13 protein-coding genes are annotated in these 15,427 nt (G+C 46.2%); 5 read left to right on the top strand and 8 right to left on the bottom strand.

What is annotated here, in order from left to right; translation table 11 throughout:
- The first annotated feature begins 80 nt into the window (after positions 1–80).
- Positions 81–851 (top strand): copper homeostasis protein CutC, encoded by a 771-nt coding sequence (locus DWY57_RS08615; protein ID WP_005826404.1) that lies wholly within the window; start codon positions 81–83, stop codon positions 849–851.
- A gap of 135 nt (positions 852–986) precedes the next feature.
- Here DWY57_RS08615 and DWY57_RS08620 read toward each other — a convergent pair whose 3' ends face one another.
- Together DWY57_RS08620 and DWY57_RS08625 are read right to left on the bottom strand one after the other, a co-directional pair.
- Positions 987–1,589 (bottom strand): OmpH family outer membrane protein, encoded by a 603-nt coding sequence (locus DWY57_RS08620; protein ID WP_009036606.1) that lies wholly within the window; start codon positions 1,587–1,589, stop codon positions 987–989.
- Positions 1,590–1,614: 25 nt separating this feature from the next.
- Positions 1,615–1,848 carry a hypothetical protein gene (locus tag DWY57_RS08625; protein WP_025832920.1) on the bottom strand — a complete coding sequence of 78 codons (234 nt, stop codon included), beginning with the start codon at positions 1,846–1,848 and terminating at the stop codon, positions 1,615–1,617.
- Positions 1,849–2,086: 238 nt separating this feature from the next.
- Between DWY57_RS08625 and DWY57_RS08630 the strand changes: the two genes are divergently transcribed.
- Together DWY57_RS08630 and DWY57_RS08635 are read left to right on the top strand one after the other, a co-directional pair.
- Positions 2,087–3,544 (top strand): aminoacyl-histidine dipeptidase, encoded by a 1,458-nt coding sequence (locus tag DWY57_RS08630; protein WP_119961604.1) that lies wholly within the window; start codon positions 2,087–2,089, stop codon positions 3,542–3,544.
- 39 nt (positions 3,545–3,583) lie between these two features.
- Positions 3,584–4,642, top strand: coding sequence for an endonuclease/exonuclease/phosphatase family protein (locus tag DWY57_RS08635; protein ID WP_119961605.1), 1,059 nt, complete (start codon positions 3,584–3,586; stop codon positions 4,640–4,642).
- Here DWY57_RS08635 and DWY57_RS08640 read toward each other — a convergent pair.
- The 3 genes from DWY57_RS08640 to DWY57_RS08650 are packed head-to-tail and all read right to left on the bottom strand — an operon-like array spanning position 4,639 to position 8,131.
- Positions 4,639–5,808, bottom strand: a complete 1,170-nt coding sequence (locus tag DWY57_RS08640; RefSeq protein WP_119961645.1) for a mechanosensitive ion channel domain-containing protein — start codon at positions 5,806–5,808, stop codon at positions 4,639–4,641. The genes DWY57_RS08635 and DWY57_RS08640 overlap by 4 nt on opposite strands.
- Before the next feature lie 58 nt (positions 5,809–5,866).
- A complete protein-coding gene (locus tag DWY57_RS08645; RefSeq protein ID WP_117600672.1) occupies positions 5,867–6,550 on the bottom strand; it encodes a response regulator transcription factor in 684 nt (227 codons plus the stop codon).
- A 45-nt stretch (positions 6,551–6,595) separates the two neighbouring features.
- Entirely contained in the window at positions 6,596–8,131 is a 1,536-nt protein-coding gene (locus DWY57_RS08650) for a HAMP domain-containing sensor histidine kinase (RefSeq protein ID WP_119961606.1), read from the bottom strand.
- Positions 8,132–8,350: 219 nt separating this feature from the next.
- Here DWY57_RS08650 and DWY57_RS08655 point away from each other — a divergent pair, with 219 nt between their 5' ends.
- On the top strand, positions 8,351–9,214 hold the full coding sequence (locus tag DWY57_RS08655) for a GLPGLI family protein (protein ID WP_117966213.1): 864 nt from the start codon (positions 8,351–8,353) through the stop codon (positions 9,212–9,214).
- A 217-nt stretch (positions 9,215–9,431) separates the two neighbouring features.
- Entirely contained in the window at positions 9,432–11,969 is a 2,538-nt protein-coding gene (locus DWY57_RS08660) for a carboxypeptidase-like regulatory domain-containing protein (RefSeq protein ID WP_117966274.1), read from the top strand.
- Here the strand turns inward: DWY57_RS08660 and DWY57_RS08665 are convergent.
- From DWY57_RS08665 to fsa, 3 genes are all read right to left on the bottom strand, one after another.
- Entirely contained in the window at positions 11,960–12,646 is a 687-nt protein-coding gene (locus DWY57_RS08665; protein WP_022401654.1) for a phosphatase PAP2 family protein, read from the bottom strand. The genes DWY57_RS08660 and DWY57_RS08665 overlap by 10 nt on opposite strands.
- A gap of 47 nt (positions 12,647–12,693) precedes the next feature.
- A complete protein-coding gene (locus tag DWY57_RS08670) occupies positions 12,694–14,592 on the bottom strand; it encodes an alkaline phosphatase family protein (RefSeq protein WP_117966216.1) in 1,899 nt (632 codons plus the stop codon).
- A 115-nt stretch (positions 14,593–14,707) separates the two neighbouring features.
- Entirely contained in the window at positions 14,708–15,364 is a 657-nt protein-coding gene (gene fsa, locus DWY57_RS08675) for a fructose-6-phosphate aldolase (RefSeq protein ID WP_005835793.1), read from the bottom strand.
- Positions 15,365–15,427: the final 63 nt, after the last annotated feature.

The raw sequence follows: 15,427 nt of genomic DNA on the forward strand, positions 1-15,427 counted from the left end.
GAAAAGAAAATAAATGCAGAAAAGGGTGAATTCGTATTCACCCTTTTCTTATTTTTGCACCACAACCATGACTTTACAAAATGAAAGATTATCAGTTTGAAGTTTGCGCCAACTCCGTAGAGAGTTGTATTGCCGCACAAGCCGGCGGAGCAGACCGGGTGGAACTGTGCGCAGGCATCCCCGAGGGGGGGACAACCCCCTCATACGGTGATATCCTCATCGCACGGGAAGCATTGCAACAGACCAAATTGCATATCATTGTCCGTCCCCGCGGAGGAGATTTTCTTTATTCCTCCACCGAACAGCGCATCATGCTGAAAGACATAGAGAATGCCCGCCGTCTAGGCGCTGACGGAGTCGTGTTCGGTTGCTTGACGGCAGAGGGAGATGTAGACATTCCATTGATGGAGCAGCTTATGGAAGCCTCACAAGGGATGTCCGTCACCTTCCACCGTGCTTTCGATGTATGCAGAAATCCACGAAAAGCGATAGAAGATATTATCGAATTAGGATGCAACCGCATCCTAACTTCCGGACAGCAACCTACAGCAGAGCGAGGCATTCCCCTTCTGAAAGAACTCCAACAACAAGCATCAGACCGAATCATCCTATTGGCAGGCTGTGGGGTGAATGAAACCAACATAGCCCACATTGCCCGAGAAACCGGTATCCGCGAGTTTCATTTCTCCGCCAGGGAAAATATCGAAAGCTCCATGCTCTATCACAATTCCGCCGTCTCTATGGGAGGAACGGTACATATTGATGAATACACACACACCATCACTACTGCGGAGCGGGTAAAGCGTACAATCGGAGCATTAAAAGCCTCTCCCCTAGCCCCTCCCCCGTAGGGAGGGGGACAGAGATAGTCCTACAAAATACAAACACTTCAAAACTCCCCTCCCTACGGGGAGGGGGCGAGGGAGAGGCCTATAAAAAAAGGATGTACTTTTCAGCACATCCTTTTTTATATCATAGGATAAATATTATTTCTTCACCGGAGAAGAGTATCTTGCATTCAGGCCATCCAGAATCTCACGAGTGATGTTGTAGACACTGTCTGCATAGAGCAGATTGTCAAAACCCGTATTGCTGATAATCATGCTGTAACCTTTTGTCTTATTGTACTCCTTCAAGAAAGCGTTGATAGAATCACGCAGTTGCAGGCTGTTCTTTTCATTCTCACTCATCAGTTCAGACTGCAGCTTGTTGCTCAGGTTCTGCAAATCCTGCTCCAACTTTGCGATGCGGTTGTATTCCTGCTGCGCTCTCTCCTGAGAAAGATAAGCGTTGTTCTGATACTTTGTCTGGAATTCCTGCTTCTGCTTCTCCAGTTCGCTGGCTTTCTGGTTCAATGTCAGACGGACATTCTCGCCCTTCTTCACCATAGCCTCATTCAAGTCTATGCAATAGTTGTATTTTGCCAAAAGCGTATCTATTTCAACATAAGCAATCTTCATTTCCGATAATCCGCCGGCTTGTGCAGGAGCGTTTGTTGTCTGTTTATCAGTATTGCCGGCACATTGAGCAAATAAAACGATCAGTGCGAGAGCTGCCAGACCGTTCATGAGGTAGTTTAATCTCTTCATAATTGATAAATATTGTTTTTTAAAATTAGTTCATACTATCGTTTAAGGCTTTTTCCAGTTCATCAATGGAAAAACGGGATTTGCGTTGTGCTTCTCTGTCCTGCGACTGCGCACAGCCGATACCTCTATCGCGCATTGCCTTATTGCCACTGACATGCCCGTTAGGGAACCTGCCGCCTTTCACAAAAAAGACCTTTACACCCAATAAAACAATGCAAATAGCAACTATTAACAGAGTTATCAATATTGTATCAAGCATTTCCATTAATTTTGTTACATGAAAATAGTGTTTTTACTATTTTTGTGGGTGCAAATATAGGGCTTTGGTTGGACTAACTCGCCTTTTTTACTCTAAAAAAAGAGAAAGGGGAATAAAATAGTCAATCAATTTAACCATATTTAGCAATAAGTGGTTAATTTAATGGAGAATTGATATTTGACAATTGATAATGAAGGCTGCATAAACACATGTAAGGCAGCCGCTAATTCAGATAATTATGGAAAAAAAAGACTTGAAACCGGCTGGTGTATTTCACTATTTTGAGGAAATCTGCCAAGTGCCGCGCCCTTCGAAGAAGGAAGAGAAAATCATTGCTTACTTAAAAGCATTCGGAGAAAAACATAAGTTGGAAACGAAGGTGGACGAAGCCGGAAACGTTCTGATAAAGAAACCCGCTACTCCGGGTATGGAAAACCGCAAGACTGTCGTACTTCAATCGCACATCGACATGGTATGTGAAAAGAACAACGACGTGAAGCACGACTTCCTGACCGACCCTATCGAAACCGAAATTGACGGTGAATGGCTGAAAGCCAAAGGTACAACCTTGGGAGCCGACAACGGCATCGGTGTAGCCACCGAACTGGCTATCCTTGCCGACGACAGCATCGAGCACGGTCCTATCGAATGCCTCTTCACCGTGGACGAGGAGACCGGACTGACCGGTGCCTTCGCCCTGAAAGAAGGCTTCATGAACGGAGACATTCTGTTGAACCTCGATTCCGAAGATGAAGGCGAGCTCTTCATCGGCTGTGCAGGCGGTATAGATTCCGTTGCCGAATTCACCTACCGGGAAGTGGACGTACCGGCAGGGTATTTCTGCTGCAAAGTGCAGGTAAAGGGGCTGAAAGGTGGACACTCCGGCGGCGACATACACCTGGGGCGCGGCAATGCCAACAAACTGTTGAACCGCTTCCTAAGCCAGGCATCTCAGAAGTACGACATGTACCTTTGCGAAATAGACGGTGGTAACCTGCGCAACGCCATTGCCCGCGAAGCACACGCGGTAATTGCCATACCCGATGCCGACAAGCATGCCCTGCGCACAGACTTGAATGTCTTTGCCGCCGAAGTGGAGGCAGAATATGCCGTCGTTGACCCGGACCTCCAATTCGTGCTTGAATCGGAAGCAGCCCGTCCCAAAGCCATTGACAAAGATACCGCCAAGCGCTTGCTGCAAACCATCTATGCCGCACCTCACGGTGTGTATGCCATGAGCCAAGACATTCCGGGGCTGGTGGAAACCTCCACCAATCTGGCCTCCGTAAAGATGAAATCCGGCCATATCATCCGTATCGAGACCAGCCAGCGCAGCTCTACCGCCTCCTCCAAACAAGACATTGCCAATATGGTGCGTACTGTATTCGAAATGGGTGGAGCAGCCGTATCTTTCGGCGACGGATATCCGGGCTGGAAGCCCAACCCGCATTCAGAAATCCTGGAAGTGGCTGTTGAGTCCTACAAACGTTTGTTCGGTGTAGATGCCAAGGTAAAAGCTATCCATGCAGGTTTGGAATGCGGACTGTTCCTTGACAAATACCCGGCACTGGACATGATTTCCTTCGGACCTACCCTGCAGGGTGTGCACTCTCCCGACGAACGGATGCTGATTCCTACCGTACAGAAGTTCTGGGACCATCTGCAGGATATACTGAAGCACATTCCGGTGAAATAAATATCCCGCGTTCCTTAAAGGGGAACGGGAATAGTTTGTATGAACGTTATCCATAAGATAGGAGTTATACTCTTCCTTCTCTGCCCGTACATCAGTCTGTACGGGCAAGAAGGAAGAGATACCCTCACGTTTCGGATAGTAAGCTACAATGTAGAAAACCTATTCGACTCCCGACATGACACACTAAAGAATGACTACGAGTTCCTGCCGGATGCCACCCGGCATTGGAATTACTCTAAATACAGAAAGAAACTGGATAATATAGCCCGCGTCATCATCGCCACCGGAGGATGGACGCCGCCCGCCCTTGTTGCCTTGTGTGAGGTGGAGAATGACAGTGTGATGCGCGACCTTACCCGCTACTCTGCCTTGCGCGAAGCAGACTACCGGTATGTGATGACACAATCTCCCGACGAACGCGGCATCGACGTAGCGCTGTTGTATCAACGTAATCTTTTCAAACTGCTTTCCTATCAGAGCCTCCCCGTAGACAAGCCCCGGAAGAATAGCCGTCCCACACGGGACATTCTTCACGTCAGCGGATTGTTGCTGAACCGGGATACGCTTGATGTACTGGTAGCTCACTTCCCATCCCGTTCGGGAGGGGCAAGAGAGTCTGAACCTTACCGGCTACTGGCTGCCCGAAAGGTGAAGCATGCCATAGACAGCCTATACACGATACGCCGACATCCGCAAATTGTCCTTTTAGGGGATTTCAACGATTATCCGGAGAATAAATCGGTAAAGGATGTGTTGGAGGCAGCAGCACCGTCAACATTGCAAGACTCTCTACGTCCACAAAAACTTTACCATCTACTAGCAGGAAAAGCCAAAACACGCAAGCACTTCGGCAGCTACAAGTATCAAGGAGAATGGGGATTACTAGACCACATCATCGTATCAGGTACGTTGCTGCAAGAACACGCACCGCTATATACAGAGGAAGCGAAGACAGACGTATTCTGCCTGCCCTTCCTACTGACAAGAGACAAGAAATACGGAGGGCAGCAACCCTTCCGCACCTACTACGGGATGAAGTATCAAGGAGGATACAGCGACCACTTGCCTGTATATGCGGAGTTCCGGTTGATATATTAGTCGGAATACTGATACAGTTTCAAGTCAAACTTCTGTACCATCACTAGCAAGTGGTCGAAGATGTCGGACTGAATGCGCTCGTACTCTTTCCATACCTTGTTGCGAGAGAAGAAATATACCTGAATGGGTACCCCATACGTCGTGGGTTCCTTCAGGCTGATAATCAAGTCCATCTCCTGGTTCACCACCGGCAAGCTACACAAATAACGTTCGATGTAGATACGATAGAGCTGTGCATTGGTTGGCACCTCTCCTTCTGCTGGCTGATAGTCGGCCATCAAGAGGACTTCCTTGCGGATATTATCCAGCATTTCCGGAGTGCAGAACTTCAGGGTAGTCATATCCAGAAAGATATTCTTGTTTACCCGTCGCCCGCCACTTTCCTGCATGCCGCGCCAGTTCTGGAAGGAGTTGTTCACCAGGGTATACGGCGGTACGGTCGAGATGGTTTCGTCCCAGTTGCGTATCTTGACCGTGTTCAGCGTAATCTCCTCTACAACTCCATTGGCAACGCCACCCGGCAGCGCTATCCAGTCCCCTATCCGCAACATGTCGTTGGCAGAGAGCTGCACGCCGGCCACAAACCCCAGAATGCTGTCCTTAAATACCAGCATCAGTACAGCCGCAGATGCGCCCAGACCGGCAAACAAGGTCATAGGAGACTTGCCTATCAGCACTGAAACCACTATGATACCTCCGATAAAAAACAGTAGCACTTGCAATACCTGCACAAAGCCTTTCAGCGGACGGTTCTTCTGCTTGTCCTTCATGTTATAAACATCGAGCATCACCAGCAACAAGCCATTGATAGTAAGCAGCACCGCCACAATGATATAGACAGCACACACCTTTTGTGAGAACTCAAGCATCTCCTTTCCACGCACAAAGGCCATGGGCAGCAGGTAGTAAATGAGGATTCCGGGCAGAATATGTATCAAATGGTGTATCACCCTGCGTTTCATCAGCAACGTATTCCACTGATGGGGAGAGCGCCGGGTATAATGCTTCATACCGCCAACGAAGATTGCCTGGCACAAATAGTCCAGCCCTATCGAAAGCCCCACCATCAGCAGTGCAATAATCGTCTCGTCAAACATATCGGCAAACTTCGGGTCTATCCCCCAACCTATCAGGACTTTATTCATCCATCCTCCTAAACTCATCATAAGCTCTCTTTTTTTTGAAGTGTCTTGTTTGTATAACAATCCAAAGATAAAGATGTTTTCAAAGAACGGCAAGCATATACCCTTTTTTCATCAACGACTCAATCCTCACGCTCGGGTCGTTTTTTAGCGACCGCCGCAGATAGGACATCTGTACATTCAAGGCAAGGGAGTTGGCATACGAGGCAGTACCCCACACAGCATCCAGCAACGTATCGCGACTGACAGTCTTATTCACATTCAGCGCCAGCAAGCGAAGGATATCGGCTTGACGGGAAGTAATCAGCACCTTACTATTTCCCGTACGAATCTCGTTCGTACTGTAATTGAATACGGAATGGCCGAAAGCATACATCTCATCCTCCGCCACGCCGGACAACTGCGAAGTGAAACGCTCGCGGATACGCGCTGTCAGCTCTTCCGGATAGAAAGGTTTGGCAAGATAATCGTTCGCCTTCAGTTGGAATCCTTGCAGGCGGTCGGCCTTATCGCTACGGTCGGAAAGGAAAAAGATCAGGACGTGTTTATCCGTCTCGCGGATGCGTTCAGCCACTTCAAAGCCATTGTAACCGGGCATATTGATATCGAGCAATACCAAATCAGGCTTTATGAGCGGAAATTGTTCCAGAGCAATTTTCCCGTTTCCGGCATAAGTCACTTCATAGCCTTCCTTCTCAAGAAAGCGCTTCAGCAGCATTGAATATTTCAAATCATCATCGGCAAAAAGTATTTTCAAGGCTTTCATATCATTGGTTATTTTAGAGTAGGGATTATGCGGGTTAGCACGGACTTATTGGGGAATATTAATTTCAATCATTGTTCCCTTGCCTGCCTGACTATTTAAAGAAATGCTCCCATGATGCGCCTCTACCAGCAACTTTACATAGCTCAACCCCAGACCAATGCCGGGCAACGAACGGTCGGGAAGATTACTGCCCCGATAGAACTTATCGAATACACGGTTCTGTTCGGAAACCGGAATGCCGATGCCATCATCAGACACCCGTATCGTCAATTGGTGATCCTGCAAAAGGCAATCTACAACAATATGCACAGACTTGCCCGAATACTTTACGGCGTTCTCTATCAAATTACTGATAATATTAGAAACATGCACCGGGTCTGCCGTTACCAGAGTCTCCGAACTGAAATGGGTTTCAATAGCAACATCCTTACCCTCAGGAACATGGTAAAGCCGGACAAGCTTTTCCAAACTCGTCTTTATATCAAATGTACGGACGGAAAGCTGCGTGTGTTCATCATCGGCACGCGTCATATCACGTAGTTTTGAAAGATAGGCCGACAAGTTATCCAGCTCGGACATGGAATCGTGAATCACTTCATCCATCGTTTTCTCATCTGTTCGCATAGACTTGTCATTAAGAAAGGCTATACACATTTTCAGAGCCTGGACGGGACGTTTCAGTTCATGTATCATAGTGTTTACAAAGCTTTTTCGCAGTTCGTCTATCCGCCGTTGCTTCAAGATGGTTTTTATCTGAAACAGCAGACAAAGCCCCAGCAGAAATATCAGGCATGTACTGCCCACTAACTGCCAACCCATACGCACAAGTACCACATGAGGTGAAACCTTCACGGAAACAAGCACAAACTGGCGCTTCAGGGGATTATAAGGATACATTACTTCTATATATGGATTGAACAATGTACCTTGCCGTTTCAGTTCCGCATTCCACTGGTAAATGGAATCTTCGGAAACCACCAGATGCGTAGTAAACGTTTGTTTGTCCAAACGTATGGCAAGCAAGGAATCAAATTGCTGCAACGCAAAAGGCACATCCAACTCCAAACGATAAAGATTAATAATAGAGTTCAAATTAGGAGCATCTTTATCGGACATATTGATTTTGAATGAATCCTTCGCAATGAGCCGCTCTTCCGGCAAAAGGGTGTCTAACGCCAATGCCCATTCCCTACGCTTTGCCTCTCTCTCTTTATCATCTGTACTGGCAGAGTCCTGCTGCTCTATTTTGAGAGTTTCTATATTCTTTTGGCCCAAGCTCTTCAAGTCCCGCCCTTTCAGAACACCCAAAATTAATTCGTCGATAGTGGTCCGCTTTTCCAAATCAATGGATTTGCTAAGCTGATAGAAGAACATATTGGTATTGCTAAGCACCTTTTTGGGTTGGGGAGTACGGATAGAGTCATACTGTTGGGCGGTCTGCAAGATGCAATCATAAATACCATTGATTTGTTCATCATTCATATACTGATACTGATTACGCAACCAGTAGACCTGTCCGCAGGTAATAAGCAGTATCGATGCGATGGAGAATATCCAAACGATCTTAATCCGTTGTTCCATAATTGTTCTTTTTTAGTCTCACTTAGTTAGAAAGACTTTCATTTAGTACCGGCAAAGGTAGAAGTTAGCTTGCAAATATAGGTACGTGCGAGGCAGATATTATGCATTGAGTAATATTTCAGTAATAACTTTCAGCCTCTTCTGAAGCAAAATCCGCATAGTTTTGCAGTACAATAATCGCTGGAAGCAATATGTAAAACCTCTAAAAATGTAAAAACTATGAGTGCAAGAATTATTTTCCTCAATCTGTGTCTCGCTATATTGTTCGCATCACAAGCGAAGGCACAAATCATCGTTTCTGATGGAACGAAAATACAGAATGATACCATCGGTGAAGCACAAATCCTTGTGCAATATGAAACGCGCTGTATCAGTAATACGGAAAAGCCGGAAAATGTTACGGAAGAAACCATGATGCTGGAAGTCGGTAAAAATCTCTCTAAGTTCTACAGTTACACCAAGTATGTTTGCGACTCTGTACTGGCAGTAGACTTCGCCAATAAAGCCTCGCAGGAAACGATTAATGAACATCTGAAACAATACGGAACAAGCAAACTGAGCGAACAAACCTTCAGAGGTTATCCTGCCGGAAAAGTAACGACCCTCGATGAAGTGGCAGGCATGACGCGCCTGCGTTGCGAAGAAACGGATGAACGTCCGCAGTGGAAGATACTGGCAGAAAACGATAGTGTCCTCTCCTACCTTTGCAGCAAAGCCGAATGTCAATTAAAAGGCCGTACATGGACAGCATGGTTTACTGCAGAAATACCCGTCAGCGAAGGTCCGTGGAAGCTTTGCGGACTGCCCGGACTGATACTGAAAGCCGAAGACAGTGAAGGGCATTATTCATTCACTGCCACAGGTGTAGAGCAATGCCACACATATCGGCCGATACTTTTCGACGGAAAGAAGCACGAACCGATGAACCGCAAAGCATACAACAAAGTGCACGAACGTTATTATGCCGATCCGGTAGGATTTATCACCGGAAGCATGCCGAACGTCACCGTCAAGGTTAGTGATGAACACGGCAATGCAACCAAGAACCCGAAAAACATTCCTTATAATCCACTGGAACGATAATATTTCTCCACACCCGTAAGCATTCGTGAAATCTATCGCATACTGAATGCATTTCAGTCGTATACTGAACCCTATTCAGTCGTATAGTGAATGCCATTCAGTCGTATACTTAAATATCCTCTTTTTGCGCATTGATAATCAACAAATTACAAAATCACCATAATCGTATAAAAAATTCAACAAACTTCAATTGCCAAACAATCAATTATTGCAGTGTATGAATAAAAAAACTATCATTCTATTTTTCCTGTTTCTCTTTCGTTTCTTGTCGCCTACCTACGCACAGACGTTGAGCGGCAAGATAACAGATGCAGAAACCGATCAACCGCTGGAAGCTGTAATGATTAGTGTATTACGCGGAAACACAACGATAGACTATGCATTGACCGATGCCAAAGGACAATTTTCTTTGCCGTGGAAGCATAGCGGAATGCTGCAACTCAATATTTCTTTGTTAGGCTATAAGAGAGAAATGCGGAATATCAATGCGGCAGGAATCCTGAATCTCAGCCTACAACCGGAAGCCATCGTATTAAAAGAAGTACAAATACGTCCCGGACGTATCAATACCCGAAAAGATACGGTGAGATATGACTTGGCACAGTTTGCTTCATCTAAAGATGTGCACATAAAGGATGTATTGAAGAAACTTCCGGGCGTGGATGTAGATGAAAACGGACAGGTTAAGTATAAAGGGAAAGCCATCGACCACTACTTTGTGGAAGGAATGGACGTGACAGGCGGACGTTATAACCAAATCAACAACAACCTGAGTGCCAAAGCCGTAAAGAGTGCGGAAATCATGGAGAACTATCAGTCAGTAAAGGCCTTGAAAGGAAAAATCAATTCCGATGAGGTGGCATTGAACCTGAAACTGGATCCGAAAGCACGCGATCAATGGATAGCAAACGGTACTCTGGGAACCGGATGGAGTGACAACAACAAAATCCTGTGGGAAGGCAGACTGAATGCCCTTCAACTGGGTAAAGGAAAACAGAGTGTCTATAATTACAAGACAAATAACAATGGCAAGGACCTCAGCAACGAGCAAACCAAACTGACCGGAAATGGCCAGCAACAAGTTCCGCTTTCCGGTTTTCTCTCCCAGCCGGGCATCAGCGCACCATTAGACAAGAATCGCTTATTATTCAATGAAACCCACACCCTGAACGGCAACCGTATGTACAAATGGAATGATGACCGCAGCTTACGCCTGCAAGCCGGATATACTCATGAGCTAATCCGACAGCAACGGGGAAATACCCAAATCTATTATCAACCGACAGATACCATACAAATAGACGAAACCTACCATTATCGTCTGAGAAGTGACATCGCTAATCTGGAACTGCGTTATGAAGATAACAGCAGCCGGAATTATATATCCAACCGCTTCACCGTAGACGGAGAAATAAATCGCGGATGTTCGGAGGAACTGGGACAAACTCTGCAAACGTCACAGCTAAGTGCCGGAAACTACTTCAATCTTATCCGAAACCGGGAAAGCGGAACCTGGGAATTTCGTTCGACGACACAGTATGCTTACCAGCCTGCATCCTTACTACTCGAAGAAGGAAAAAGTAAATTCAACCAGCACAACTTCTACACAGATAACAGTGCCGCATATCTACGAAAGTATGATGGATTTACCCAACAATATAAGGCAGGAATACAAGGAGAACGGGCTACCCTGAAATATACTCCGACAAGACAGCCCAATGATTTCAATGCTTCGCATCTGTCATTGTATATTACCCCCTACTTCCAGCTGGAACGTGGAAAATGGCTGGCTACACTTTCGCTTCCTCTGAAAGCAGATCGGTATTTCTCACAACAGCGTTCGTTCCTGTTCTTCAATCCGTCCATGTATTTGCGCTATAAACTGGATTATCATTGGACGTTCTCCCTTTATGGCAGTCTGAAACGCTCGGCAGAAGACTTCTCCGACTTGTATCCGGGACTCTACCAAACTGATTACCGCACCTGGCGAGACGGCAACGGACTTTTCCCTACCAGCCTCACGCAAACCTACAATCTCTACGGAGAGTACAAAAACACTGTACAGGAATTTTTCATCACTGCCGCACTAACCTACAGCCGCAGCAACCGGAATACTCTTTTCGAACAGAGTGTTTCCGAAAATGCCATTGTCTACACTCGTCGTGAACTACCGAACCATAACGATAGCTGGAATCTCAGCAGTACTTTGTCCAAAGGTATATACGACTGGCATTTGAAAACCTCACTCACCCTACTACTCAGTCGCAGCAATGGCGAACAGCTTACCCGCCTGGCTGACAGCGAGGGTAACCGGCAAAGTCTTCTGCAGACCTATCGTTATGATTATCTGAAAGCAGAGCCTAAAATAATCTGGTCTCCCGCAGATATTTTTGAAGCGGAATATCATGCCACATTAGGCTATGGCGGCAGTAAGATAGGAAGTGATACCCGTCTCACCCCGTTACTGGACTTCATACAACGGCTACATCTCACATTCAGTATCGGGCAGGTAGACCTACGGCTATCCGGCGAGCATTACCGGAATGACTTAGGAGGGGACGCACATCTCAACACCGTGTTCGCAGATGCATCCCTTATCTATAAAAGAAAAAAATGGAGATTGGAAGCAAGCCTCAACAACCTGTTCAACAAAAAAGAGTATGCTTACACAACGTATTCCACCACGCAAAGCTACACTTCACGACTAAATATACGTCCGAGGGAAGCAATGGTGACGATAAATCATCAGTTCTGAGCCTGCAATATCATCACCGTGGAATATATCAATATCCCAACTATCGTCAATCCGCCCACCAATATGGGAGCATAAATATGGGGGACTTTCTTCATGGTCTTATACCCGCTGACTTTCAGGAAAAGGCGATATACAATGTATGCGGCAATCAATCCAACCAATGTTCCCGCGATGAGATCGCCCGGATAATGCACTCCCAAGTAGACACGTGAATAGCAGGTCAGCAACGCCCATCCCATCATAAACACAGTGAGCCATCGTTTACGGAAAAGAAACCAGACAAAGAATGCCAGGCCAAAAGTATTAGCAGCATGACAGGAGGGGAATCCATAACGCCCTCCTCGATGTCCGTTTACGATATGCACCATATCGGATATGGGATTTTCCAGATTGGCGGGACGAAGGCGTTCCACATACGGGCGTATCAATGTTGCCCCCGTCTGGTCGGCAATGGTAATTACGAGTGCCAGACCGACCATGCAGAACAAAGTCACTTTCCAATGGAAGTTGCGCAGCATCACATACCAAATGGCAGCATACATCGGCACCCAGACCCACTTACCGCTGTAGGCACTCATAAAGTAATCGAAAAAGGTGTTGTGCATCCCATTGATGAAAAGGAATATGTTTGTGTCTATATCTATCGCCCCTTGCAAGACATCCATAAGTGCTGTCATACTTTATACTCTTATACTTTATACTCTTATACTTTAATTATCTTCCTTTATCTTTTTGCTATATCGTCATACAATTTCTGCAGATAGGCTTTGCCCAACGGCAAGTTCTTTCCCTTTGCCGTGCCCTCATCCACTACCACAGCACCTGCCTGGCAATTGAATATCACCTGGTTGTCTGCTGTCACCATACCGAAAGCATCGGGTACGGTAAAGAACGCGAAATGAGGGGAAGCGGGATTAAGCATATCTTTACTGAAGACAAACTCTTCATGGGGCAGCGCCAATTGGGCCAGCAACGTGGCTGCAATGTCATGTTGCGAGCCATAGACGTCAATGCGCCTCGGCTCTCGGACGGCACCGCCCACCATCAACAGAGGTATCCGGTAGCGTTCTACCGACAAATTGTCGATATGTTCGGGATAAGCTCCCAAATGGTCTGGAACAAACACAATCACCGTATTCTTCCACTGGGGGAGCTCACGGAACTGTCTTACAAAATCGCCTGCACAACTATCCGTATAGGCAAAGGCGTTCAGCCGGTCATTCTCCAGACGACGGAAAGGTACTTCAAAAGGCTCGTGGCTGCTGGAGGTCTGCAAGACACGGAAATGAGGAGTTTTCTCTTCTGCAGTTCCTTCGGCAGCTTCGGTTTTCAAGTCTTCCAGCAGACGGTTGAATACGAGATGGTCGTGCGCCCCCCACTTACTTAAACGTTCCGTTACGGGAAAGTCCTGGTCGGAAACAATATCTTCAAAGCCCGATGACATCAGGTAGGAACGCATATTGGTAAAGTCGGCATCACCGCCATAATAATACTTGGTACCATAACCCGCCTTCCGCAAGCTGCCTGCAATGGCAGGAATGGACTGCGTTTTACGGGGATACTTCATAATACTCGTAGTGGGCTGGGCAGGATAGCCACTCAAGATAGCCACCAGTCCACGGTCCGTACGAAAACTGTTGGCGTAGAAGTTCGTAAAGAGCACCCCTTCCTTACTCAAGCTATCCAGATGAATGGCAATATTCGGCTCACCTCCCAAAGCTGTCATCAACCTAGAGGAAAAACTCTCAAGAATCACAAAGAGTACATCGGGACGCTGAGTATTGAATAAAGTATGCAGCGAATCGGCAGATTGCCGCACAGAATCCGTCTCTTCCGTTTGACCACCGGCAACTGCGGGTTCAAGCATGTCTTTAAAAAGCCGGTCGGCCTCCGCAGCTTCCATAAAACGGTATTGCTTGCTAAAGTCCTTCTGCTTGGCAAGAGATTCCATCAGACTGAATGCAGGGTTGATAGCTGCATGGTTCAGACGCTGCTCGGCACTGAAATAGACTTTCCCCACATTCATGGTAGATACTGTAAAGCCTCCACGGATAGGAATAAACAGCAGCCCCGTCATCAGCAACAATATACCTGACACCTTCAGGCGACGATAAGGCAGTTTCATCTGCAGCAACAGTTTCTTCTGCAACAAGATGCTGTAGAAAACAACATACAGCACGACAGCATAAACAGCCATTGCAACAATTCCCCCCAGCACCATCCAGATACTGACGCTGGCCACTGCTTCTTTAGGAGAAGAAAAGAAATAGAACAACGGTGTGGCATCCAAACGAAATCCCCAATACTCGTATAATCCTAAATCTACAGTAAAAATAATGGATAGAAGAACAGAAATGAAGAGGAAATAGCCGCACCAGATGAGATGAAGGGATTTAGAAAGTGTCCATACAGAGGTTATGAAAAGAAAACCGGGAATAGCTGTCAGATAACCAGCCAGAGATAGGTCTAAAGGTAACCCATGCCAAATGACACTGAACCAGTCCGCACACGAGACATCCGGGTACAGCGATTTGTAAAACAGCATAAACAGTGGTTTCTGCAACACAAAAATGCAGACAAACAAGCAGTATGTCTTAATAAATCCTATGAGCCTATCTTTCATCGGTGCCTTATTGTATATCTAAATATAAGGCGCAAAAATAAATCTTTTTATTCTATTTCTCACCAATATTAGTCAATAATTACATTGAAAGATAGGCTTATAGGATATTTTAAGTTTATCCGTTCACGCGTTTGTAATCTTCAAGGAACTTCCTCAGACCGGAATCGGTCAGCGGATGATTAAGTAAACCCTTAATGGCCGAAAGCGGACAAGTAGCCACATCAGCACCCACCTCTATACACTGCATGATATGTGCCGTATGACGGATAGAGGCGGCAAGTACCTGGGTGGTATATCCATAATAACGGTACATCTCTACAATCTTCGCAACCAATGCAATGCCATCCTCACAGATATCATCGAGACGCCCCACAAACGGAGAAACATACGTTGCACCTGCCTTGGCTGCAAGCAATGCCTGACCGACAGAAAATACCAGAGTACAATTTGTACGGATACCTTTGCCCGAGAAGTATTTAACGGCCTTGATACCTTCTGCAATGCAAGGCACCTTCACTACGATATGCGGATTCAAGGCTGCCAATTCTTCACCCTCTTTAATCATGCCTTCATAGTCGGTAGCTATCACCTCGGCACTCACATCGCCTTGCACAATATTACAGATGTCCACATAGTGCTTACGCTGGTTCTCCACTCCTTTGATACCTTCTTTTGCCATAAGCGAAGGATTAGTGGTAACTCCGTCGAGTACGCCCAAGTCATAGGCCTCCCGAATCTGTTCTAAATTTGCCGTATCAATAAAAAACTTCATGATATAAATGTTTAGATGGTTGATATTACAAATATAACGATTTACACCATAAATGGTTCCCGC

Origin of the sequence: Bacteroides sp. AF25-5LB, assembly GCF_003602965.1 — a bacterium.
Lineage (GTDB): Bacteria > Bacteroidota > Bacteroidia > Bacteroidales > Bacteroidaceae > Bacteroides > Bacteroides uniformis.

Excerpts from the sequence above, each read along its gene's own strand:
- DWY57_RS08615 (WP_005826404.1), top strand. The coding sequence starts at position 81 with ATGAAAGATTATCAGTTTGAAGTTTGCGCCAACTCCGTAGAGAGTTGT.
- DWY57_RS08620 (WP_009036606.1), bottom strand. The coding sequence starts at position 1,589 with ATGAAGAGATTAAACTACCTCATGAACGGTCTGGCAGCTCTCGCACTG.
- DWY57_RS08625 (WP_025832920.1), bottom strand. The coding sequence starts at position 1,848 with ATGCTTGATACAATATTGATAACTCTGTTAATAGTTGCTATTTGCATT.
- DWY57_RS08630 (WP_119961604.1), top strand. The coding sequence starts at position 2,087 with ATGGAAAAAAAAGACTTGAAACCGGCTGGTGTATTTCACTATTTTGAG.
- DWY57_RS08635 (WP_119961605.1), top strand. The coding sequence starts at position 3,584 with ATGAACGTTATCCATAAGATAGGAGTTATACTCTTCCTTCTCTGCCCG.
- DWY57_RS08640 (WP_119961645.1), bottom strand. The coding sequence starts at position 5,808 with ATGATGAGTTTAGGAGGATGGATGAATAAAGTCCTGATAGGTTGGGGG.
- DWY57_RS08645 (WP_117600672.1), bottom strand. The coding sequence starts at position 6,550 with ATGAAAGCCTTGAAAATACTTTTTGCCGATGATGATTTGAAATATTCA.
- DWY57_RS08650 (WP_119961606.1), bottom strand. The coding sequence starts at position 8,131 with ATGGAACAACGGATTAAGATCGTTTGGATATTCTCCATCGCATCGATA.
- DWY57_RS08655 (WP_117966213.1), top strand. The coding sequence starts at position 8,351 with ATGAGTGCAAGAATTATTTTCCTCAATCTGTGTCTCGCTATATTGTTC.
- DWY57_RS08660 (WP_117966274.1), top strand. The coding sequence starts at position 9,432 with ATGAATAAAAAAACTATCATTCTATTTTTCCTGTTTCTCTTTCGTTTC.
- DWY57_RS08665 (WP_022401654.1), bottom strand. The coding sequence starts at position 12,646 with ATGACAGCACTTATGGATGTCTTGCAAGGGGCGATAGATATAGACACA.
- DWY57_RS08670 (WP_117966216.1), bottom strand. The coding sequence starts at position 14,592 with ATGAAAGATAGGCTCATAGGATTTATTAAGACATACTGCTTGTTTGTC.
- fsa (WP_005835793.1), bottom strand. The coding sequence starts at position 15,364 with ATGAAGTTTTTTATTGATACGGCAAATTTAGAACAGATTCGGGAGGCC.